Annotated in this window: 25 protein-coding genes; 14 read left to right on the plus strand and 11 right to left on the minus strand. The window is 44.8% G+C overall.

What is annotated here, in order from left to right; translation table 11 throughout:
* Positions 1 to 7 precede the first annotated feature (7 nt).
* The 7 genes from hprK to lptC all read right to left on the minus strand — a co-directional run bounded on the left by hprK (position 8) and on the right by lptC (position 5,258).
* Positions 8 to 967 (minus strand): HPr(Ser) kinase/phosphatase, encoded by a 960-nt coding sequence (hprK, locus tag KF839_RS06440; RefSeq protein ID WP_292917017.1) that lies wholly within the window; start codon positions 965 to 967, stop codon positions 8 to 10.
* Positions 954 to 1,424 carry a PTS sugar transporter subunit IIA gene (locus KF839_RS06445; protein ID WP_292917018.1) on the minus strand — a complete coding sequence of 157 codons (471 nt, stop codon included), beginning with the start codon at positions 1,422 to 1,424 and terminating at the stop codon, positions 954 to 956. The genes hprK and KF839_RS06445 overlap by 14 nt, the downstream gene beginning before the upstream one ends.
* 126 nt (positions 1,425 to 1,550) lie before the next feature.
* Positions 1,551 to 1,874, minus strand: a complete 324-nt coding sequence (gene hpf / locus KF839_RS06450; RefSeq protein WP_292917019.1) for a ribosome hibernation-promoting factor, HPF/YfiA family — start codon at positions 1,872 to 1,874, stop codon at positions 1,551 to 1,553.
* 18 nt (positions 1,875 to 1,892) lie between these two features.
* Entirely contained in the window at positions 1,893 to 3,347 is a 1,455-nt protein-coding gene (locus KF839_RS06455; RefSeq protein WP_292917020.1) for an RNA polymerase factor sigma-54, read from the minus strand.
* A 54-nt stretch (positions 3,348 to 3,401) separates the two neighbouring features.
* The gene (gene lptB / locus KF839_RS06460) at positions 3,402 to 4,124 is read right to left on the minus strand and encodes an LPS export ABC transporter ATP-binding protein (protein ID WP_292917021.1); all 723 of its coding nucleotides are present in this window, start codon (positions 4,122 to 4,124) and stop codon (positions 3,402 to 3,404) included.
* 24 nt (positions 4,125 to 4,148) lie between these two features.
* Positions 4,149 to 4,679, minus strand: a complete 531-nt coding sequence (gene lptA / locus KF839_RS06465) for a lipopolysaccharide transport periplasmic protein LptA (protein ID WP_292917022.1) — start codon at positions 4,677 to 4,679, stop codon at positions 4,149 to 4,151.
* Positions 4,680 to 4,691: 12 nt separating this feature from the next.
* Complete coding sequence (lptC, locus tag KF839_RS06470) at positions 4,692 to 5,258, minus strand: LPS export ABC transporter periplasmic protein LptC (protein WP_292917023.1); 567 nt, start codon at positions 5,256 to 5,258, stop codon at positions 4,692 to 4,694.
* 227 nt (positions 5,259 to 5,485) lie between these two features.
* On the opposite strand from lptC, the gene nadA reads away from it, so the two are divergent.
* The 4 genes from nadA to KF839_RS06490 all read left to right on the plus strand — a co-directional run bounded on the left by nadA (position 5,486) and on the right by KF839_RS06490 (position 9,720).
* Positions 5,486 to 6,583 carry a quinolinate synthase NadA gene (gene nadA / locus KF839_RS06475; RefSeq protein WP_292917024.1) on the plus strand — a complete coding sequence of 366 codons (1,098 nt, stop codon included), beginning with the start codon at positions 5,486 to 5,488 and terminating at the stop codon, positions 6,581 to 6,583.
* A gap of 78 nt (positions 6,584 to 6,661) precedes the next feature.
* Positions 6,662 to 7,840 carry a cardiolipin synthase ClsB gene (gene clsB / locus KF839_RS06480; RefSeq protein ID WP_292917025.1) on the plus strand — a complete coding sequence of 393 codons (1,179 nt, stop codon included), beginning with the start codon at positions 6,662 to 6,664 and terminating at the stop codon, positions 7,838 to 7,840.
* Between the two features lie 57 nt (positions 7,841 to 7,897).
* Positions 7,898 to 8,950: an L-threonylcarbamoyladenylate synthase gene (locus tag KF839_RS06485; protein WP_292917026.1), complete on the plus strand. Its 1,053-nt coding sequence runs from the start codon at positions 7,898 to 7,900 to the stop codon at positions 8,948 to 8,950.
* Positions 8,950 to 9,720, plus strand: coding sequence for an HAD family hydrolase (locus KF839_RS06490; protein WP_292917027.1), 771 nt, complete (start codon positions 8,950 to 8,952; stop codon positions 9,718 to 9,720). The genes KF839_RS06485 and KF839_RS06490 overlap by 1 nt, the downstream gene beginning before the upstream one ends.
* A 136-nt stretch (positions 9,721 to 9,856) precedes the next feature.
* On the opposite strand, the gene KF839_RS06495 is transcribed toward KF839_RS06490, so the two are convergent.
* The 4 genes from KF839_RS06495 to KF839_RS06510 all read right to left on the minus strand — a co-directional run bounded on the left by KF839_RS06495 (position 9,857) and on the right by KF839_RS06510 (position 13,306).
* A complete protein-coding gene (locus tag KF839_RS06495) occupies positions 9,857 to 11,158 on the minus strand; it encodes a S8 family peptidase (protein WP_292917028.1) in 1,302 nt (433 codons plus the stop codon).
* A 26-nt stretch (positions 11,159 to 11,184) separates the two neighbouring features.
* Entirely contained in the window at positions 11,185 to 11,868 is a 684-nt protein-coding gene (locus tag KF839_RS06500; protein ID WP_292917029.1) for a zf-HC2 domain-containing protein, read from the minus strand.
* Positions 11,869 to 11,871: 3 nt separating this feature from the next.
* Positions 11,872 to 12,450: an RNA polymerase sigma factor gene (locus KF839_RS06505; RefSeq protein ID WP_292917030.1), complete on the minus strand. Its 579-nt coding sequence runs from the start codon at positions 12,448 to 12,450 to the stop codon at positions 11,872 to 11,874.
* 127 nt (positions 12,451 to 12,577) lie between these two features.
* The gene (locus tag KF839_RS06510) at positions 12,578 to 13,306 is read right to left on the minus strand and encodes a TorF family putative porin (RefSeq protein WP_292917031.1); all 729 of its coding nucleotides are present in this window, start codon (positions 13,304 to 13,306) and stop codon (positions 12,578 to 12,580) included.
* Between the two features lie 1,060 nt (positions 13,307 to 14,366).
* On the opposite strand from KF839_RS06510, the gene KF839_RS06515 reads away from it, so the two are divergent.
* The 10 genes from KF839_RS06515 to KF839_RS06560 all read left to right on the plus strand — a co-directional run bounded on the left by KF839_RS06515 (position 14,367) and on the right by KF839_RS06560 (position 22,830).
* The gene (locus tag KF839_RS06515; protein ID WP_292917032.1) at positions 14,367 to 15,044 is read left to right on the plus strand and encodes a LemA family protein; all 678 of its coding nucleotides are present in this window, start codon (positions 14,367 to 14,369) and stop codon (positions 15,042 to 15,044) included.
* A 32-nt stretch (positions 15,045 to 15,076) separates the two neighbouring features.
* Entirely contained in the window at positions 15,077 to 15,919 is an 843-nt protein-coding gene (locus KF839_RS06520; protein WP_323802049.1) for a TPM domain-containing protein, read from the plus strand.
* Positions 15,920 to 16,420 (plus strand): TPM domain-containing protein, encoded by a 501-nt coding sequence (locus tag KF839_RS06525; RefSeq protein WP_292917034.1) that lies wholly within the window; start codon positions 15,920 to 15,922, stop codon positions 16,418 to 16,420.
* Positions 16,421 to 16,465: 45 nt separating this feature from the next.
* A complete protein-coding gene (locus KF839_RS06530; protein ID WP_292917035.1) occupies positions 16,466 to 16,972 on the plus strand; it encodes a hydrogenase maturation protease in 507 nt (168 codons plus the stop codon).
* 81 nt (positions 16,973 to 17,053) lie between these two features.
* Positions 17,054 to 17,395 carry a hydrogenase maturation nickel metallochaperone HypA gene (gene hypA, locus KF839_RS06535; protein ID WP_292917036.1) on the plus strand — a complete coding sequence of 114 codons (342 nt, stop codon included), beginning with the start codon at positions 17,054 to 17,056 and terminating at the stop codon, positions 17,393 to 17,395.
* A 10-nt stretch (positions 17,396 to 17,405) separates the two neighbouring features.
* Positions 17,406 to 18,311, plus strand: a complete 906-nt coding sequence (hypB, locus tag KF839_RS06540; protein ID WP_292917037.1) for a hydrogenase nickel incorporation protein HypB — start codon at positions 17,406 to 17,408, stop codon at positions 18,309 to 18,311.
* Complete coding sequence (locus KF839_RS06545) at positions 18,298 to 19,419, plus strand: Kae1-like domain-containing protein (protein ID WP_292917038.1); 1,122 nt, start codon at positions 18,298 to 18,300, stop codon at positions 19,417 to 19,419. The genes hypB and KF839_RS06545 overlap by 14 nt, the downstream gene beginning before the upstream one ends.
* 35 nt (positions 19,420 to 19,454) lie before the next feature.
* The gene (gene hslO / locus KF839_RS06550; protein ID WP_292917039.1) at positions 19,455 to 20,309 is read left to right on the plus strand and encodes an Hsp33 family molecular chaperone HslO; all 855 of its coding nucleotides are present in this window, start codon (positions 19,455 to 19,457) and stop codon (positions 20,307 to 20,309) included.
* 174 nt (positions 20,310 to 20,483) lie between these two features.
* Positions 20,484 to 21,296, plus strand: a complete 813-nt coding sequence (locus tag KF839_RS06555; RefSeq protein WP_292917040.1) for a polyphosphate kinase 2 family protein — start codon at positions 20,484 to 20,486, stop codon at positions 21,294 to 21,296.
* 40 nt (positions 21,297 to 21,336) lie between these two features.
* Positions 21,337 to 22,830, plus strand: coding sequence for a CYTH and CHAD domain-containing protein (locus KF839_RS06560; RefSeq protein ID WP_292917041.1), 1,494 nt, complete (start codon positions 21,337 to 21,339; stop codon positions 22,828 to 22,830).

Here is a 22,830-nt window from a genome sequence, read left to right on the forward strand (position 1 = left end):
TTCCCTGCTATGATTGATTTTTATCCGACGATTCTTCGTTCATGACGCGTTCGTGCCGCTCTATAAACTCTTTGGTACCGTCGATACCGCGTAATTGCAATACATAATTCCTAACCGCAGCTTCCACCAGTACCGCCAGATTGCGCCCCGCCGCTACTGGAATAATAACCTTGCGGATATCGACGCTCATGATACTTTCAGTCAAATCGCTGATCGGAAGCCGTTCCAGAGCACCGGAACCACTTCCTCCGCTATTTTGCAAATGTACGATCAGCTTCATGTTCTTGCGCCGCCGCACCGCGGTTTCACCGAAAATAGTGCGGATATTCAACATCCCCAGTCCGCGTACTTCCAAATAATCTCTTAACATCGGCGGACAACGGCCTTCCAATGTCTCCGGTGCGATCCGGCGCAACTCCACGACATCATCGGCAACCAAGCCATGACCGCGGCTGATCAATTCCAAAGCAAGCTCGCTTTTACCGACACCGCTCTCGCCGGTAATCATGACACCCATTCCCAGCACATCCAGCATCACGCCGTGCAAGCTGCACGAAGGCGCCAAGATGCCGCTCAGATACGTTCTTATCAGCCAAATTACTTCCAGACCGGAATACGGGGAGTGTAATAAGGGAATATTGTACGTATTGGCCATGTCGAGAATCGCGATGGGAACCTCCGCATCATCCGCAACAATGATGCAGGCCAAATTGCTATGCGTAAGCTGATTGATCTTCTTCTCTAAAGAAGCAGCTTCCTGCTTGTTCAGATAGTGAATTTCATCACTGCTAATCACCTGAATGCGATCCGGATGGATAAAATTCAGATGACCAATCATACCCTGACCCGATTGGGAAATTTCGTCTTCACTCAGTTCAATCGAACTGCCGCTTTGACCCGCAATCCAACTGAGCTTGAGTTTATCCCTTTTGTCTTCAAAAAGTTGTGCAATGCTAATTCGCGACACCGGGTGACTCCCAATCAGCAATGAGTTTGTGAATCGCGGCAGCATCCTTGCATTGCAGGATACTTTCACGAAACTGTTTATCGCTGAACATCTGTGCTAATTCACTCAGAATCTGCAAATGTTTGTCAGTCGCTTTTTCCGGCACCAATAAGATGCAAGCAATATTGACCGGTTGCCCATCGGGTGCATCGAACGGTATCCCTTCTTTCATCGTCACCAGCGCAGCCACAGCTTCACGCAGGCCTTTAATGCGGCCATGCGGAATCGCAACTCCCTGCCCCAGCCCTGTCGAACCAAGCTTCTCGCGTGCAAACAAGCTATCAAAAACCTGACTCCGCGCAATGTGATTGGTGTTCTCAAATAACAATCCGGCTTGCTCGAAAACACGTTTCTTGCTGGTAACATCCAGATCGACGATGACATTCGATAATGGTAACAATTGCGAAATCTGATTCATGTAAAATAGATTTTATAAACAAAAAATTAAGTCTGCAGTTTCTTGAATTGCAGTCAAAATGCTTTCGAGAAAAGTATTCAGAAATTGCTAAAAAATGCAAAGAAAGAAAAAGCTTTATATTCCGGATCACTCCAACTCTTGATCTTTTAAGGCACCGTGATTTCGCCGCTCCAAATTTTTCTCCTTGTGCTTCAGTATCTGCCGGTCCAGTTTATCGATCAGGCTGTCGATGGATGCATACATGTCTTCACTATCGGTTTCGACAAAAATATCTTTGCCACGTATATGAACATTCGCTTCGGCCTTTTGCCTGAGTTTCTCGACCGATAGAATGACGCTGACATCAATGACATGATCAAAATGCCGTGTAATCTTCCCAATTTTCGAAGTGACATAATCACGCATTGCATCAGTAATTTCTACATGGTTGCCGGTAAGTTTTAAGTTCATTATTGTTCCCTTATTCTGTTAAATGGATTTACGAAGATTGGCTGCAGGAATCTGTAACGATTCCCGATACTTTGCAATAGTGCGACGAGCAACAACAATTCCTTGTTGTTCCAGAATGCTTGAAATTTTATTATCGCTGAGTGGTTTCCTTGGATTTTCTTCCTGTACCAATTGCTTGATTAATGCACGGATAGCCGTTGCAGAACAAGCCCCTCCTGAATCGGTAGCAACATGACTACCAAAAAAATATTTCAGTTCAAAAATGCCCCGCGGAGTATACATAAATTTTTGCGTGGTTACCCGGGATACCGTTGATTCATGCAGATTCAACACTTCCGCGATCTCCCGCAATACAAGTGGCCGCATAGCAACATCTCCATGCTCAAAAAATTGCTGTTGACGCTCCACGATTACACTGGCTACTTTGAGAATGGTGCTTGAGCGTTGCTGAATATTCTTAATCAGCCATTTGGCTTCATTCAATTGGTTTATCAACCCACGTTCAGAATGATGTTCCTGCTTTAATATATTAGCATAGAGATGATTAATATTGAGGCGTGGAATTGCAGCCTGATTCAGGCTCGCTATCCAGGTTCCGGCTTTTTTGGTAACCGTTATATCCGGAACGATATAGCGTTCGTTGTGCGAATTAAACTGTGCGCCCGGTTTCGGATTTAAATGAGTGATTAGCTTTTGTATCGCCCGTAAACTTTGATCATCACATTCCAGCAACCGCTTGATTTGTATAAAATCATGCGATGCCAGAATTTCCAAATATTCCTGCACGACTTTAATGGCTTGTTCCCGGTGGCACACTTCACCAGGCAATGCTTTCAGCTGTAATACCAAGCACTCTTTTAAATTGCGCGCGCCGATGCCAGCCGGATCAAAATGCTGTAAGCAGCCAAGCGCATTTTCCAAGTCGGTTAAATCAATTTCCAATTCTTCAGGGAGCATTTCCAGCAACTCGCCTAAATCCTGCAACAGATAACCATCCTCATCCAAGCTATCGATCAATAACCGTACGAGATTTTTCTGTTGTTCTGAAATTTGACTTAAAGAGGTTTGGAAATTCAAATGTTCCCGCAAACTCAGCGGCTTGGCCGGTAGTTGTAATGAATCACGATCATTATCGTCATAATCATTCGCTGCCGAAATATTTTCCTGCGGCCATTCCGATCCGGAATCGAAACTGTCTTCCGCCACGGCGTCATTCAGCGGTGCGGTTTCTTCTGCAGAAGCATCATTATTAAACTCTTCCGCATTGGGAGCCAATGGACTTTCGAAAGTATTATTGTCAACGGTTGCTGTATTCCATTCTTCATACACCTCCAGCAGTGGATTGTCCTGAACAATTCGCTCTATTTCCTGATTCAGTTCAAGTGTCGACAACTGTAACAAACGGATAGATTGCTGTAACTGGGGGGTGAGCCGCAATTGCTGCGACAATTTGAGTTGGAGCGCTGGTTTCATGATTCTGAAAACACAACCATTACAAAAAATAACAACACAACCCGTTCCACAACACTACATCCGGAAGTGTTCACCCAAATAAACTTCTCTAACTTTCTCATTATCAATAATTTCTTCCGATCGACCTTGAGCCAAAACATGTCCATCACTGATGATATACGCACGATCGCAAATTCCTAAAGTTTCACGCACATTATGATCGGTAATCAGTACACCGATTTGCCGTTCCCGCAGGAAAGCGATTACTTTCTGAATATCCATCACAGCGATTGGATCAACGCCCGCAAAAGGCTCATCCAACAATATAAAACGGGGTTGCGATGCCAAAGCGCGAGCTATTTCAACTCGGCGGCGCTCACCTCCGGACAAACTGATAGCAGTATTATCCCGCAAATGACTAATATGCAAATCGTGTAATAAATCGTCTAAATACCGCTGTTTCGTCTCTTCATTCAAGTCTTGCAGTTCTAATACTGCGAGAATATTTTCTTCGACCGTCAAACGCCGGAATATCGACGCCTCTTGTGGCAGATAACTCAAACCTAATTTTGCTCTTTGATGTATCGGCAATCGGCTTAAATCTTGGTCATCCAGAAAAACACCACCGCTATCCAGTGAAATTAATCCAACGATCATATAAAAACAAGTCGTTTTACCTGCACCGTTCGGGCCCAATAATCCGATCACTTCCCCGCTTCCGAGCGAAAAAGAAACATCTTGCACAACCGTTCGCGATTTATATCGCTTTTTTAAATTACTGGCTCTTAACTCACTCATCGGATTGCACAATCTTAAAATAATTTATTCAGATTTGTTTTTAGGTTGAATCGTTATTCGCACCCGCTTGTCCGGACCCGAATCCACTCCACGTTCCTTGCTGCTTTTTACCTGGAAGAATTCGCTATTCATATCGTAAGAAATGTAATCTCCCTGAACTTCATCCGTTCCGCGTTTAAGCCGTGCTTGCCGAAACAACTCAATCTTGTCCGTTTTGCTATCATATTCCGCACGTTCGCTCCAGCCTTCTACATATTCATCGAGTCCATCCCGCTTCTGCCGGAACGTAACAAGATCACCTATAGCTGTCGCATGACGAAATCCTTGCACATCCTCTTTCATGATCATTTTATCGGCGGTAATCCGCAAAGTCCCTTGCGTCAGAATCGCATTACCGATAAAGGTACTGATTCGGCTGCCTTCTTTACGATTAACATCTTCAACGGTGGCGCGATCCGCTTCCAGGTAGATTGGCTTTTTCCGATCGGCCCGTTCGGCATGGGCCGTATTAGTAAACAATAAACCCAACAAACTTATAGCGAGAATTATTTTCATCATAGATTTAAATTACTTTGTATTGACTGCTTTTACGTTGGATAGAAGCTGCACCTCGCCGATACGGTTATCAAACTCCAAGCCGATTGCCTGAATGGTGGTGTCGAACCGAACGATAGTGACCGGTTGGTTTGTTTTTACAAAATTCTCTTTAGGAATCAAATGTAAGAAATCAGTTATCATTTTGATATTGCTATTATCTTCTTCAGCACCTCTGACTGCCGTCACGTTCCCGGTCAGATAAACATCCTCTCCTTTGTTCATGACCTCAGCACGGTTGGCATATAGGCGCATCAGGGGATTTTTGGGATCGACATTAACGAAACTCACCTGTTCCAGTTGCGTAACTTCCGTATCTAAAAAATGGAATAACTTATGCGCTGTAAATTTGCGCCGTATCTGGCGCTCATAATCCATTCGAATACCGGACAATTCTTCAACAATATAGTCGGGATTCAAATTCAAACTTTCATCTTTAATGTACTCAGGAGGGCGAGTCATGAGATCAAGCCAGTATGTCAATAATGCCAAAATAAAAAGTAGAATTACCGGTGAACTAATAAACGGGCGCTTGATCATTAGAATATTGCTCGTATCTTTGTTTTCACTTTTTTTATTTAAGCTTAGTTCCGATGTATAACTTTCTTTATTTATTTGTTGAATTATAACAGAACACTTATCGCCATTTTACGAATCATCCTGGTTGCCAGTTTCATTGCAAGTCTTTAAATACCAAACCTGCCATCATGTCTTGGCATAAAATACGAAGATAATTTTGATAACCTGATAGGAAGATACAAATTACAATGCCTCAAGAAGCTATCGATTTTGAAAAATATGAGCAGTTACAGGATGAAGCGTGCGCGCAACGCATCATCACGGCAAAAAAAACATTAGGTGAACGTGCTGCCATTCTTGCGCATCATTATCAACGCGCGGATGTTTACCGGCACGCAGATCTAACCGGCGATTCTTTAAAGCTTTCTTTTTTGGCTGCGCAAACTAGCGCTGATTATTTGGTTTTTTGCGGCGTGCACTTCATGGCGGAAGTCGCAGACATGCTTTCAAGCTCCAAGCAAATTGCCATTTTGCCGGACATGGCTGCCGGCTGTTCAATGGCCGATATGGCTAATTTATCAAATGTCGAGCGAGCCTGGCGTGAGCTTGCTGAAGTGCTGGATCCCGATGAAATGATCACACCAGTGACTTATATTAACTCTTCTGCCGATTTGAAAGCCTTTTGCGGTGAACATGGCGGTATCGTTTGTACTTCCAGCAATGCTGGCAAGGTTTTGCAGTGGTCATTCAAACAACGGGAAAAAGTATTGTTTTTTCCGGATCAGCATCTTGGCCGATGGAGCGGTCATCAGCTAGGTATCTCACTTGAAGAAATGCCGGTATGGAATTTTGACGAGCCGATGGGCGGATTGACACCGGAACAAATCAAGAATGCCAAAATATTGCTCTGGAAAGGTCATTGTTCGGTACATCAAATGTTTCAACCGCAACATATTATCCGCTTCCGCAATCAACATCCCGATGGCATCGTCATTTCGCATCCCGAATGCAGTTATGAAGTCTGCAAAGCATCCGATTATGTCGGTTCAACGGAATACATCATAAAAACCATTGCGGCGGCAGATAACGGAACCCGCTGGCTGGTGGGCACCGAGCTGAATCTCGTCAGCCGGATTGCGGAAGAATTTAAATCGCAAGAAAAAATTATTCAGTTTATGTCGCCGATGGTTTGCATGTGCTCCACAATGGCTCGAATAGATCCGCAGCACTTAGCGTGGACATTGGAAAATCTCGTGAATGGAAATGTTGTCAATCAAATCAAAGTACCTGAAAACGAAGCAAAGCTGGCGCGAATCGCATTGGATAGAATGCTGAAAATTTCGTAATCAATGCAGAACCGGTGCCGGAAAATAATGTAAGCCAGGAGATTAATATGCTGCACCAGCAACGAAAATGATCCATTGATGAAAAACTTTCATTTTGTTGAAGGCAACCATATCACCCTATTACGCAATGGCGAAGAATATTTTCCGGAATTGGAAGCGGCAATTGAAAAAGCCCGATATGAAATACACGTCGAAACTTATATTTTTGCATTCGATACCATCGGCGGCAAAATTGCAGCAGCTTTAAAACGCGCCGCGCAACGCGGCGTATCCGTATATCTGCTATTGGATGGCTTTGGTTCGCAAGATTTTCCTGTAGAAGAAATCAACCGGATGTTACATGCCGGTATGAAAGTGCTCATATTCCGGCCAGAGTTTATCTTTGCAATGCCACGACGTTACCGGTTACGCAGAATGCATCGAAAAATTGCTATTATCGACGCTCAAATCGCGTATACCGGTGGAATTAATATTATCGACGATCAAGATAATCCGGAAAAGTTGTCGCCGCGTTTCGATTATGCTGTGGCTATCCAAGGCCCATTATTGCTTCAGATACATAAAGCTGTGAAACATTTATGGATGCTAGTCGCTTGGGCGCATTTAAAGAAACGCTGGAGTCTATCGAGTGCGAGTGCGATTACGCCAACAGATAAATGCTATGGAGACCAAAAAGCGGCGTTTGTCATCCGCGATAATTGGCGCCATCGCCATGATATTGAACACGCATACTTGGATGCCATCAATCAGGCAGAAACTGAAATTATCATTGCCAATGCTTATTTCTTGCCCGGAAGAAAATTTAGCAATGCGCTAAAAGAAGCTGCTAAGCGAGGTGTCAATGTTGAGTTATTATTGCAAGGAAGAATTGAATATCGCTTGCAATATCATGCAACTCAGGCGCTTTATGAAAATTTATTGAAAGCCGGGATTAAAATTTACGAATATAATCGCAGTTTCCTGCACGCTAAAGTAGCGGTTATCGATCAACATTGGGCAACCGTTGGTTCCTCGAACATTGATCCATTCAGTTTGCTGCTAGCACGAGAAGCGAATGTTCTCATTGATAATCTTTCGTTCGCCAATGAATTAAGAACAAGCTTAAAAACAACTATTACGCAAGAATCCACCCCTGTGAGGATTGCCGATAAAAACTTTTTTTCTTGGCGCAATTATCTGATTAATTGGTTAAGTTTTTATTTTATCCGGGTGATGCAGGGTATACTGGGCTATGATTGGTACGATAGAAATCCATAAGTCTTTTATCAATCGAATTCATTCTTTCGTACCGATTTAATATTCAAAATTACAGAAATGCAACAGATACACCACGAACTTGGGCAATCCGGATTATCACCAGAGCAACTGAATCGGATTGCCGCAGCCGCTCGAATATTAAATGAAGGTGGCACGGTCGCTTTTCCCACTGAAACTGTTTACGGTCTTGGTGCAGATGCTACAAATGCCGCGGCTGTTCATAAAATTTACAAAATAAAACAACGCCCCGCAAATCACCCACTGATCGTGCACATTCATGCAATTTCACAACTGGATTATTGGGCGCGGGCTATACCGGAATCCGCTTGGAAATTGGCCAGTCACTTTTGGCCTGGGCCGCTGACACTTATTCTGCAACGTAGCCGCCACATACTGGATGATGTCACCGGTGGCCAGAACACTGTTGGGATACGCATACCAGCACACCCAGTCGCACTGGCTTTATTGGATATATTAGGACCCCAAAAAGCCTTGGCTGCTCCATCAGCAAATCGGTTTGGGCGCATCAGCCCGACTTCTGCGGCGCATGTGCAACAAGAATTGGGAAACAATGTTGATATGATTCTCGACGGCGGGTCTTGCGAAGTAGGTTTGGAAAGCACCATCGTCAGTTTTCATGAACAGTCGCCGATGATATTGCGACCCGGTGGAATCTCATTATCCGCAATCAAAGCGGTTCTGGATGAACCTGTCGTGGTAGCGAACACTACTAATCATGCGATCCGTACCCCCGGATCATTGCTCGCACATTATGCACCTACAACCCCTTTGCGATTATTTCCAACGACCCAGATATGGCAGCAAGCTTCAATATTAGCCGCTCAGAATTTGCATGTACTGGTAATAACATGGTCAGGCACCCATAAACCGCACTCTATTAATCAGTCGATCGAACAATTTGTCATGCCGGCGGATCCGATTGATTATGGCAAACAATTGTATGCAAAATTACGTCAGTTTGATGAAGCGGCTTTTGACTATTTACTGGTTGAAGCACCTCCCGAGCATCCAAACTGGTTGGCCATTGCAGACCGCTTGCAACGTGCAAACCATCACACATCCGACCATAACCAACACCAATTAATCTAATGAATACAAATAATAAACTACAAGCAGTACTCTTTGACGTTGATGGCACTCTTGCAGATACTGAGCAGGATGGGCACCGCCTCGCTTTCAATGCCGCATTCCAGCAATTCGGACTCGATTGGAACTGGGACATTGAGCTTTACGGTGAATTATTACAAGTGACCGGTGGAAAAGAGCGGATTCGTTTTTATATGGAACAGTATGCTCCGGCTATGCTCAATAAAAGCGATTTAACGGTATGGATCGCCAGTTTGCACAAAACCAAAACCAGTTACTTTGAAGCGCTGATGGAAGCTGGCAACATACCGTTACGCCCGGGCGTTGCGCGATTAATGCAAGAGTTGCGCCAAGAGAAAATAAAAATAGCGATTGCCACCACAACCACCATGGAAAATGTTACCGCCTTACTCAAATCGACTTTAGGTGAAGAATCGATTGGCTGGTTCGATGTAATCGGTGCTGGTGATATCGTGCCGTTAAAAAAACCAGCACCCGATATTTATCAATGGGTACTGAATCAACTCAACTTAGCAGCGCATCAGTGTATCGCCATTGAAGATTCGGAAAATGGATTGAAGTCAGCGTTGGCAGCAAAGCTTCCCACGCTCATTACGGTCAGCGGTTACACCCGTTCACAAAATTTTAGCGGCGCAATCACGGTTTTGTCAGACCTTGGCGAACCCTCTCAACCATTTGAGGAAATCAAAGGAACCCACTCCGAGAAAAAATGGGTGGATTATAAATTTCTCAATGATTTAATCAGTCAATAGATACAACTTGGAAGCCCCTGGAATACTTGAGCGAAGGGCCATGGGTTTTGCGCTCATAACATCGCGAAGAGCTGTGATACTGGATATTAGCTTTTAAATCCGGGTAGTTATATTGTGCAAATTAACTACCCTTATGCTACAACTTATTATCCTCCGATGTAATGCTCACAAGATTGTTCAGATAGCTTCCACTGATCAATTTATAGAAAGCCGGTTCATTCGCTTTGGCTAATAGCTGGTATAGTTCTCGATTGGTTAAACTACGTTTTAACTCCAATAATAAGGCTGTTAAGCCTGAAACATGTGCGGTGGCGAGGGAGTTGCCCGATACAAAATCATACGCGCCATTGGGCAATGTGGTTAATATTTCTTCTCCAGGCGCGGATATAATGAATGCTTGATTTTTCTCATTGACTAATTGCGTAACTTTGCTCCCGTTACTTCTAACTGCAATGACACCAGGTTGCCGGGCGGGGAACCCTGATCCCACATCTTCTCTGTCAGACTGCGAAGCGATAACAAAAATACCTTGCCGAATGGCTTTTTCGATTAACCTGGCCAGGAGCGGATCATACGGACCGGTTAAACTTAAGTTAAGAACATTAACCTTCATCTCAATAGCCGTATTGATCGCCAAGGCCAAAGTAAAGCTATTGCAAATAGCTTCCAGGCTACCAGCTCGTACTTCCCAGCATGCTTTTAGTGCAATTACGTGACTATCCGGTGCAATACCGACGATACCCTGCCCATTGTTAGCTTTAGCGGCAATCACACCTGCGATTGCTGTTCCATGCAGATCACTGAAAAAATTCGGTGAACTATGGGTAACAAAATCCCTAGTAAGCTGGATCTGTCCTTCTAAATCAGGGTGTTTTGTATCAACACCGGTATCAATAATTGCAATCGATACATTTTTCCCGGTTGTTCGGCCATGCATTTCAGCCAAGTTGATCGAATGAATATTCGTTTGCAACCGGTAATAGGGATCACTGTACTTATCCGCCATCACTCGAAAAATACCCATCGATTGAACATTATCAATACGGTCATCCTCTGCTAATGCGTTGATAACATCATCCATAAGCTGATCTTCATGAATCAAATATACAACACAATGTTCCCCAATTTCCCTGATTGACCATTGTGACAGGATCTGTAATTTGTAATCTGATTCAATGCTCGACGCGACTCTTTTACTCCAAGTTGAACTGTCGTATTCACCTCTTCGGCGATAATTTTGATTAACCGACCCGATCGGAATGCGCTTTATGCTCTTGTCAGCATAGGTTACTAATATAATGCGATCGGCTTGTTTAACATCAAAAATTTTAGAATCGATCAATAATTCCTGTTCCGCTTTCACCGGCAAAAAAGCCGGAATCACCGCCAATAGCATGAATAAGTATAGGCGGATTCTCATAAGCTTATTTAGTATCATCGTAGACTCTGGTCAAAAGTAAGTAGTTATTGAGCAAGTTCGGCAAAAATGACCCTTGAATTTTTACGTAATTGCGCAACAGTGTCGGTAATCTTTTGCGTATCGACAGACTGATCGCCGATCGCCACCTCATAGACACCATTTTGCGAAGGTCCTTTCACGATTCGACCTGAAATGCTTTCTAAAATAACTTCAATCTGTTCTGAATCAGATTGATCCGCAAAAACGATGCGTATGACATTGTTTCTCGGTTCACCCTCGGATGAATTAGCCAATGTTCTGTACTCGCTTCCAAAATCCGGTTTGTCGATTGATGAAATTAACATAAATGGAACTGCCAGCAGCAATAAACTTGCGACCAGCGCTGTATATTTAAAAAAACCCATCCACTCGAAAGTAAAAAACCTCGATGGCTTATCAGGCTGATTCTGTATCGCAACAACATCCGGTTCCGTATGATTTTTAATTCTTTTTTTCAACTGCGCATAGGAAACCTGCGATACTTGATTTAACAGATCTATTTGTTGAATATTCTCGAATACTTGCTGTTGCCGATCCAATTCAATTCGACAAGCAATACACGTTTTAATATGTCTTTTTACAATATCTCGCTCGGCGATATCCAATGTCCGGTTTACATACCAAGGCAACAAGTTCCATATTTCTTGATGGTCACTTTTAGGGGTGTTTTGGGGATTAATGGATAACATCTTCTAATTCCTCTCAGAAAGCTCGGGAAGCAATTTGACCAAAATTTTTCGCGCATGGAACATTCGGGTTTTTACCGTACCTTCAGGACATTGCATAATTTCTGAAATTTCTTTGTAATGCAAGCCTTGGAAATACGTCATTTCCACCACTGCACGCTGCTCTGTGGAAAGTTTATCGAATGCAACTTCAAGCCAGTTGCTGACTTCCAACTGAGAAATTGATTGAACGCCTTTATCGGGAAAATAATCCAGCTCATCATTAAACTCAATCGCCCGATCTTCTCTGATTATGCTTTGTTCGACACTTTTTAGCGCTTTTAAGTAGGCAATCCCTAAAATCCAAGTGGAAGGCCGACATGTATGATCATAAGTCGATGCTTTTTCCCAAACGACAAACATCACATCATTAATAATCTCTTCAATGCTATCCTGGCGTCTTGTAATATGGAAAATAAATTGATACAACCGATTAAAATAAATCTGATATAGCTGTTCAAATGATTTTCCATTACCGGCAGCAGTTTCTGCGATCAAATTTTTTTCCTTAAATTGTTGTTCTTGCGTGCTAAAGGTTTTTTGCATTTTTGACACTGATAATTCGTGCATACTGCTTCATAGGCCAAAATGGAAAATCATATTTTCTATCAAACTGCCTTGTATATTTCTCGCAATCAATAAAAGGTTCATTTTCAGAAAAATAACAGAAAAATCAAAATCCGGCTGTTATGGAGAATACAATGCGATTATCGACCGCATGGGGTTGAAATTGCCAATGGAAGGGCTCCTCTTTTCTAGTCGAAGTATGCATCGCCCCGTAATATCGTACGTCTATACCGACATTCCGGGAAAAATGCAAAGTCAGCCCGGAAGTCCAATAAAGATAATCATAATGCAGCGCTTGCTTTTGGTTATTGTAGCCAACCGTACTGGATATTTCGATCGAGTCAGTAATGGGGTAACGGCCTGCTACCTCGTAATTGAATGACATGTGATGTTGCTGATAGCTATTTTCGGAAAACCTGAAGTTGGCCGTTAACAAATCACGAAAATGGCCATAAAAATAAAACTCATTATAATCCGCGGTCTCTCCGAATATTTTTCCATCATAAATAAAGCGCGTCCACTCAGTATTAATTCGCCAATCATTTGATAATGTATACGTAATACCCATGTATGGCCTGAATTCCAGGGTTGATCGATCCTTGAATCCGTAGTCCGCAAAGTTAACTGTTGAAGCGAAAGTACCGAGATAAATACCCGATTTGAACTCGTAATCGATATTGGCTTGAGCAGCGGGTTTAGCATCGCTTTTTGAGTAGCCGCGCCAGATATAATGTGTGGTTCCTGTCAGGCTACCGCTTAATTCGGCGAAGCAATCCGCGGAATACAATCCCACTCCCAGAAAATAACTCAAAAAAAACCAGCGTATTTTCTTCATTGATGACCAGCGTGTATTTTCAAAATACCTTCAAATTATTAATTAAAGTCCAAGTCAAAAGCTTCTTATCGGACGACCTCAAACAAAACGGTTAACATGACCATAAAGTAAAATAATCGAGGAATCTATTGGACTTGAAGGACATCGCGGATCCGCCGGGAAGCTAGCGTACCTTTCCGTAATTCTGAGATGTCTTGTAAGATTATGCAACGAAAAATTTGAAAGAATAAACCTCGGTAATACCAATAATCCATCACCCCGCGTAAAACAATCGGCTGATTTTCCGAATAACTCGCAATCGCAAGAATTTAAATGGATAAAAATCGATTGAAATTACTTATGTATAAAAATTTTTACTACCAATGAACCTTTTTCTGTTCTAGCAGAATAAACGTGAGGTAAAAAAATATTTTGATTGATTTCTATCGTGTTGAATCAGGAGATTACGAAATTGAACAGCCTCTATATAATAATAACCGCAGTTGGAATTTGTTATTCTGATGCTTCATCAAGCGCATTTGAACAAGGAATGGGGGGAACCGGCTGATTATTGCCCATATCCGTCATAAACCGCCACTAACCAGTAATAGCATTTTTCAGAACTCTTACCTCCCGGTGATCGCTATTTTCTAAAGTATTTCATGGCAAATGCTTTCATTTCTTGAAGATTCTTCTCTTCCAATCGATTGAAACAATTGACTCCACGATATCCGGATTTCGATCCTGATTCACTAATTACGCTATCCGGTGACACACTTCAATTGTGATTTTTGTGCGCTTTCAGAATAGCGATTTGATTGTTTGCCCGAATCGGTAATGGTGATTCAGCTCCCAACTGATCGCCGATACCGCTCTGTCAATTCACTTAGCAATTTTTTACCGCATCCGCCCTGCTTTCTTTAAACTATATATCCGGTTTCAGCGAATTAAATGATCCAATGGTCACAACTGCCCATTTGATGAAGAAAATTGCACTTCAATCCGGGTATACTTTTCTTTAATAATCATAAAAGGTTCTTACTGTAATTGACTGATCGATTTCTATTTTATTGGAGATAAGATGGCACGAACGCTTATATTTCTGATGGCCATTTTGAGTGCGCTATTTTTAAGCGGTTGCGGTTACAACACACTGCAATCGACCGATGAACAAATTAAAGCCAGTTGGGCGGAAGTATTGAATCAATACAAGCGCCGCGCCGATCTGATTCCCAATTTGGTTAGCACGGTCAAGGGATTCGCTTCTCAAGAAAAAGACGTATTGCTAAACGTCACTAATGCGCGTTCTAAAGTTGGAAGTATTCAAGCGTCGCCAGATCTGATCAATGATACCGATGCTTTTACTAAATTTCAGAAAGCGCAAGGTGACTTAACGAGTGCTCTATCAAGATTGCTCGTGGTCGTTGAAAATTACCCGGAATTAAAATCGGATGAAAATTTCCGTGATTTACAAGCGCAATTGGAAGGAACGGAAAATCGCATCACGGTAGCGCGCAACCGTTATATCAAAGCCGTGCAGGAATATAATACGGTGGTTCGGTCTTTTCCAAGCAATCTCACTGCAATGTTATTCGGCTTTCAGACAAAGCCCAGTTTCACGGTCGAGAACGAGCAGGAAATTTCCACGCCACCCAATGTTGAATTTGATGCACCCAAAATACCGGAAAAACAAAGCGCCAATCACCACACTTCAACATTTTATACCGCACTTATGACAGTTGATTTTCGGACAATATGACGTCCTATCATATAATTCGGAATTGGTGCTATGTGCTGATAGTAGTTGGCGCGCTTATCTGTCACACACATAGCATCGCGGATGTTGCGATTCCGACTCTTAAATCACGCGTTACCGATTTGACAGCAACGCTTGCTCCCGATGAAGTTGCGCTACTGGAACAAAAGCTAACAGCCTTTGAGAAAATTAAAGGCAGCCAAATCGCGATTCTGATCGTCCCTACCACGCAACCCGAAACAATCGAGCAATATTCCATGCGCGTCGCAGAAACCTGGAAACTGGGACGAGAAGGCGTTGATGACGGCCTGCTGTTGTTAATCGCGAAGAATGATCGCTCGCTTCGCTTGGAAGTCGGATATGGCTTCGAAGGCGCGCTTCCGGATGCAATCGCTAAGCGCATTATTACCGAAATCATTACGCCGCATTTTAAACAAGGTCATTTTGCCGAAGGCATTAATGCCGGCGTTGATGCAATTCTGGGAGTCATCAAAGGCGAACCGCTACCGCCACCCAAAAATCACAATGTGTCGAATAATCAGGAATCATTGCTTGATTTGATCGCTTTTCTCCTGATCCTGCCTTTCGTGTTTGGAAGAATCTTACAAGTCATGTTGGGCCGGTTGATCGGCGCTGCAGTGACCGGAATCGGATTAGGCTTCATCAGCTGGTTAGCTTTTTCCTCATTGGCAGCCGCACTATTGATCGCCACTCTTGGTTTTTTCATAACGCTGTTCCTTTCGCCGGGCGGAGGAATTTATCGAAATCGCCGCGGCTATTGGCCGAATCATGATTCCGGTTATGGTGGATTTGGTGGTGGCGGATTCGGTGGCGGCGGCGGAGGTTTTGGCGGCGGCGGTGCGTCGGGAAGGTGGTGAATGAAATTAATGCGCATCTTACAGCATTTTATGACCGGGCAATTGGCGGTGCGGCGCTCATTTCCAGCTACTGCACTGACAGCCATCGAGCAAGCGATCCAGCAATCGGAAGCGCACCATAGCGGTGAAATATGCTTTGCCATAGAGGCATCGTTAAATACCGCTTCCTTGTTGAGAAAACAAACGGCTCGCGAGCGGGCAATCGAAGTTTTTTCGCAACTCCGTGTCTGGGATACCGAGAAAAACAACGGTGTATTGATCTATTTACTGCTCGCGGACCGTGATGTGGAAATCATCGCCGATCGCGGCATTCATGCCAAAGTATCCGATCAGGAATGGGAAACCATATGTCAAATGATGGAGTCATTTTTCCGGCAACAACAGTTTGAAACCGGCATCATTGAAGGTATCCGGGCAATTGATGTATATCTGCACAAACATTTTCCGCTGGATCGCAAAAAAGAAAGCAATGAAATATCGAACGAACCGGTGATACTTTAAACGCCGGCCTTTCTGTCTTCTACCATTAAAAACAATCATCTATCAATGCAAAAATTGTTATTTTTCGGCTATGGCAACCCGAGCCGCGGCGACGATGCGCTGGGTCCATTATTGATTGAACACATCCATCAATTAAGCCTTACAGGCTTATCAAGTCTCGTTGAGATGCAATTAATGATCGAGCATGTTACCGATTTAATCGGATACGATCGCATCGTATTTGTCGATGCGGATATGATGTGCAAAGAACCGTTTGAATTTTCAGAAGTATCCGCCAAAAAAGATGATAGTTACACCAGCCATGCATTGACACCGGCAACGTTGCTCTATACTTTCCAGAACATCTACCGTCAGCCGCCGCCTCCGTCATTTTTACTGCGCATCAGGGGTTATTCTTTTGAATTGGAAGATCGCTTAAGCAAGCAAGCTGACATGAACATGCAAGCAGCTTTGGCGGCCATTCGGCAGTGGTTCTATATCAATGAAAACATTAGATCACCTGGTTGTGCCGATTCTAAGAATGGCTGTTTGCGACCCTTCACTGGCCTTTGAACACCCCCGCGGTTAACCTACGCGTCAGGGTTTATACTTATTGCATTATGGTTGCATTTATGCAGAATTACTTTGACTCCGATGCATGAACTTTCTCTCGCTGAAAACTTGCTGCAAATCATCGAAGATGCCGCGCACGAGCAACAATTTACACAGGTCAGAACGGTTTTTCTGGAAATCGGACAATTAACCTGCGTCGAGCCGGAATCGCTGCGGTTTTATTTTGAGATCGTCACAAAAGATAGCGTGGCTCAACATGCTAAACTCGAAATAATCGAAATCGCAGGACAAGCTTTGTGCAAGCAATGCCAGCAGCATCTCTTGATTGCAACATATTATCAAACCTGTTCGTATTGCGGCAGTTACGAGATCAAGATTACCCAAGGTGAGGAAATGCGCATTAAAGAACTGGAAGTCGAATAAGGAGTGAATTATGTGTACAACATGCGGATGCAGCGTTGGTCAAGCACGCATTAATGGCAAACCGATTGAATCGCAACAACATCCGGATAAGCCGCTACGATTCCGACCCCATACTACGCAGTACTTTCCAACATCGGCAACAGCGAATAGTTTAGAAATGCTCGATTTTGGTACCGGCATAACGGAGATGCATGCGTCAGGAATGAGTCAAGCGCGCATGATTAAAATCGAACGGGACATTCTGGATAAAAATAATGAATATGCAGCAAGAAACCGTCGCCGGTTAGCGGAGCGCGGCATTTTTGCACTCAATCTGGTTTCCAGTCCCGGTTCCGGCAAAACCACACTATTGGTCAACACCATCCAAAAACTACGTGACCATTTCTCGATCGCCGTGATCGAAGGTGACCAGCAAACCGATCACGATGCCGCCCGTATTCGTGCAACCGGTGTACCGGCGATTCAAATCAACACCGGCAAGGGCTGTCATTTGGATGCGCGCATGGTGGCTCATGCGATTGAGCAATTGCCATTGCAGGATAACAGCTTATTACTGATTGAAAATGTCGGTAATCTGGTATGCCCTTCCAACTTCGATCTTGGTGAAGCGCATAAAGTCGTCATTCTGTCGGTTACCGAAGGTGAAGATAAACCGCTTAAATATCCCGACATGTTCCATGTTGCTGATCTGATGCTGCTCAATAAGTGCGATCTTTTGCCTTATCTGAGTTTCGATACCGAATTGACCATCGACTACGCACATCGCATTCACCCCGGATTGCCGGTGATATCTCTTTCGGCAACGCAAGGAACCGGTATGCACACATGGTGCGATTGGATCAGAACCCAGTGCCGCCGCGCGGCTATCGCATCCGAAACGCACCACAACCATTCCGTGACATTTGAATCAATCTGAAGACATCGCCATTCCGCTGCCTGATGCGGATCAAAGCATATTGGCGTGCGGCGCCTGGCTGAAAAATACCGTTTGCTTGACGCAACACCGCGCCGCTTACGTTTCTCCGTTAATCGGCGATCTCAGCACAGCCGAAGCCCGCGCGCAACTCGATCACGCTGTGGAACGCATGCTCCATGCTTATTCAAAACCGCCGGATGTGGTCGCACATGATTTACACCCGGATTTTTACAGTACGCAGTTTGCACAGGCGTTTGCCGAGCAATTTCAAGTTCCAATTTTGCCAGTGCAACACCATCATGCTCACATTGCCGCGATCTGCGCTGAGCATCAAATAAATCAGCCTGTGCTTGGCTTAGCGCTGGATGGCGTGGGTTTCGGCACGGATAATCTGCCCTGGGGCGGTGAGTTGCTGTGGGTCGATGGGGCGCAATTCGAGCGCTTTGGCCATCTCTCGCCCTTGGCGTTGCCAGGCGGCGATCGCGCGGCACTCGAGCCCTGGCGCATGGCTGCCGCTGTCCTTGCCCGCCTGAACCGGCACGATGAAATTGTGCCGCGTTACGCCGGCCAGCCCGCTGCTGCGACGGTTACATCCATGTTGATGAAAAACTTCAATTGCCCGCAAACCTCGAGCATGGGCCGGTTATTCGATGCTGCAGCGGGTTTGCTAGGAATCAATTTAATCCAGACACATGAAGCACAAGCAGCCATGCAGTTACAGCAACTGGCAGAAAGCTACGGACCGACGCCGCCTCTAACCGAGGGGTATCGATTTACCATGGAAAACGAATTAGATTTCTCACCCATCCTTTCGGCGTTGGTTGACTGCTTCGACATCCATAGTGATGCGGCCTTTGCAGCCGCTATTTTCCACGCCACCTTGATTGACGGATTGATCGAGTGGGTGAAAAGAGCCGCACAACATTATCAAATTTCAACACTCGCACTCGGCGGCGGCTGCTTTCATAACACTGTGCTGCGACACGGCCTTACACGGCAATTAGCCGCTATCGGTTTTAAATTATTGTTGCCAAGACAGTTGCCTCCCGATGATCGCGCGATATCGCTGGGACAAGCTTGGGTCGCATTGCAAAGTAAGTGGTTATAATGACAACCATACTACACACAAGTAAAGGTTTTAAAATGAGCAATTACGTACAGCGCTTTCTTCTTGAAAATCTCGATATACGCGGCGCAGTGGTGCACTTGGATTCGGTTTGGCAGGAAATTCTGGCGGGGCGCGGCTATCCCGATCCTGTCACTCATTTGTTGGGGGAAATGAGTGCCGTGACGCTGTTAATGGGTGAAAATCTCAAGCAAACCGGGCGGCTGACCATTCAATTGACGGGTAACGGCCCGGTTTCCATGCTGATACTGGATTGCACAGAAAATTTGCAGCTTCGCGGCATGGCGAAATGCGACCCGCTGATTGAAACGCAATCGGTGCTCGAATTACTCGGGCACGGAAAATTAATACTCACACTGGATATGCAGTCCATGCGGGAAACATATCAAAGTATCGTGCCGCTTAACGGCAATACGATCACTGAAATTTTTGAGCATTATTTCAATCAATCCGAACAGTTACAGACACGCATGTTTCTGTTTACCGCCAACAACGCCATTTTCGGTTTATTGCTGCAAAAGCTTCCCAATGCCGATCTGCTCGACCCTGATGGTTGGACACGCGCTGAAGCGCTGGCTGCAACGATCCACGAACATCAGCTGTTTGATTTACCCGCGGAAGAAATCTTGATCCGGTTGTTCTACGAGGAAACAATTCGCGTCTACGACGCCAGGAGTGTGCAGTATGGTTGCAAAGCCAATCCGGCTAAAATTTATGCAATGCTGCGTGCATTAGGACGCGAGGAAGTCGATGCGATATTGCATGAATTCGGTGAGGTCGTAATTAACGACGATATTTGTAACCGTGAATACCGGTTGGATGCACTGACAATCGATGCGGTTTTTAGAGACGCCGGACCAACCATTCATTAATGAATTCCCGGCAAAATAGCGATTCATGATCGCCTGTGCCTGTTTACTATCGTTCCTTTTCATTACAAACATCGGCCGATCAAATTAAGCAGGCGTTAGCGAAAGGTACCCTGCTTCCTGTTTTCGTGTTTTAATACTGCAAGATCAACGTAATAACCGGAGTGTTATTGTTCAATGAAAAATCATCGCGTACCGCCGGAAAGCCGACTGAATTTATCGGAAATCAATCCGAGCGACACCGGTGATTATCAAAAAAGCGGCAAAAGTAAAGCCAAAGCAGTCACGGGAAAATTAGTCGACAAGCTTGACACCCTGCAAGAACACTTATACGCCAATAATAACCGAGCACTGCTGATTGTCTTACAGGGCATGGATACCAGCGGCAAGGATGGCACGATTAAACATGTGATGTCGGGCGTGAATCCGCAAGGGTGCAAAGTAGTCACTTTCAAAACTCCTTCCACGGAAGAGCTTGGTCATGATTTTTTATGGCGCGTACATCAAAAAGCACCTGCCAAAGGGCAAATCGGCATTTTCAACCGCTCGCATTATGAAGATGTATTAATCACCCGTGTGCATGGATTAATCTCGGATAAAGTAGTTAAACAACGGTTTAATCAGATCAATGAATTCGAAGAATTATTGGTGGAAAGTGGCACAACGATTTTGAAATTCTTTCTGCATATTTCCAAGGACGAACAGAAGAAACGTCTGGAAGAGCGTATCAACAACCCGGAGAAACGCTGGAAATTCAGCACCGGTGATCTGGAAGAACGCAAGTTCTGGAGTCAATACATACACGCATTTGAAACCATGCTGGCTGCAACCAGCACGCGCCATGCGCCCTGGTATATCGTCCCGGCCAACCACAAGTGGTACCGCAATTTAGTCATAGCCGATCGCATCGTGGATGCATTGGAATGTATGAAACTCACTTCACCGCCTCCGGCTGCGGATATTAACTTCGATACCTTGAAGATTGAGTGATGTCGCGATAACAAACGACAAATGCAATAGGAAAGCAGTTATGGAAATTGAACTGAAACTGGCTTTGCATCCTGATCATCACGATCGTCTCCGGCGGCATCCGATACTACGCGGCATTCACCATCAGCAACGCACGTTGCATAGTATTTACTTCGACACCCCCGAATTTGATTTATTTCGCCGCCGCATTGCTTTACGCTTGCGTCGCGTCGATGCTTATTGGATTCAAACGTTAAAAGCTGAATCCCGCTCAATCGGTGCATTGACCAGCCGCCCGGAATGGGAAATGACGGTTGCGGATGGCCAGCGTCCCGATTTTACTGCGCTCCCGGCGGAAGTATTGGATTTACTCTCCGACATCGATTTCAATCAAGTCATGCCGGTTTTTGTCACGGAATTTCAACGAATCATTTGGCTCATCGGGAATGACCATGCGCAAGCCGAAGTCGCGCTCGATATCGGAAAAATACAAGCTGGAGAATCCCACCGGGATATCAGCGAAGTGGAAATTGAACTTAAGTCCGGTGCGCCGGAATTTCTGTTCGAAACAGCTCGTCAGTTATTGCGCCATAACCCGCTGCAAATCGAACCGCGCAGCAAAGCCGAACGGGGTTATATCTTATGTGGCGCAATGATTCCTGCACCCACTAAATTTAGCCGCCCTGCCTACGATAAAAATCTACCTGCGAATGTTGTATGGCATCGTACGATGCAAGCTGCGCTGGTTCATCTGACAGCGAATGTACCGGGTTTCCTGGAATATGCGCACGAAGCGGAGTATCTGCACCAGTTGCGTGTTGCCGTCCGGCGGCTACTGACCGGTATCGCTGTGGGAAAATCATTCGGCAAAGCTTTTATTGAATTTAATCAACCGCTGCGCCAATTGATGTCTTCATTAAATCCCGCGCGCAACTGGGATGTTTTGCAACACGAAATTTTGCCGGAAATTTTAACGGCACTCGAAACGCCGGATGATGAACTCGAATTGAACGAAGCAACACTGGATCGGCTGTACCACACCGCAGCACGCGCACGTCAACAAGCACAGGCAATGCTATTGAGACCGGCTTTTACGCAACTCGTGCTTGATATCGGCTGCGATCTTTTATCAGCGCCCGCCGATGATCCGCAGCGTACAGCAGAATCATGGGCGCGAGCAATGCTTGAATCTCGCTGGCAGAAATTACTCGAGCGAGGACAGAACTTTGCAAATTTGGATGACACCCAGCGGCATCAAATCCGGATAGCCGCTAAAAAACTTCGTTATGCCATTGACATGGCCGCATCGATATTCCGCAAAAAAAATACCGATCCTTTCATCGCTTTATTATCCGAACTGCAGGATGAACTTGGGTATGTCAATGATCGCGTGATCGCGCGGCAATTGTTGCACACACTGCCTAAACGAACCGCTGCGATTGGTTTTGCATTCGGCCAGATGTCAGGAGTGCTGAAATACCAGACCCTGCATACGACTCACTCATCAACCACTGTTTGGAAAAAATTGCTGGCTTCTAAATTATTTTGGCGTTGA

Source organism: Nitrosomonas sp., assembly GCF_019635155.1.
GTDB lineage: Bacteria > Pseudomonadota > Gammaproteobacteria > Burkholderiales > Nitrosomonadaceae > Nitrosomonas.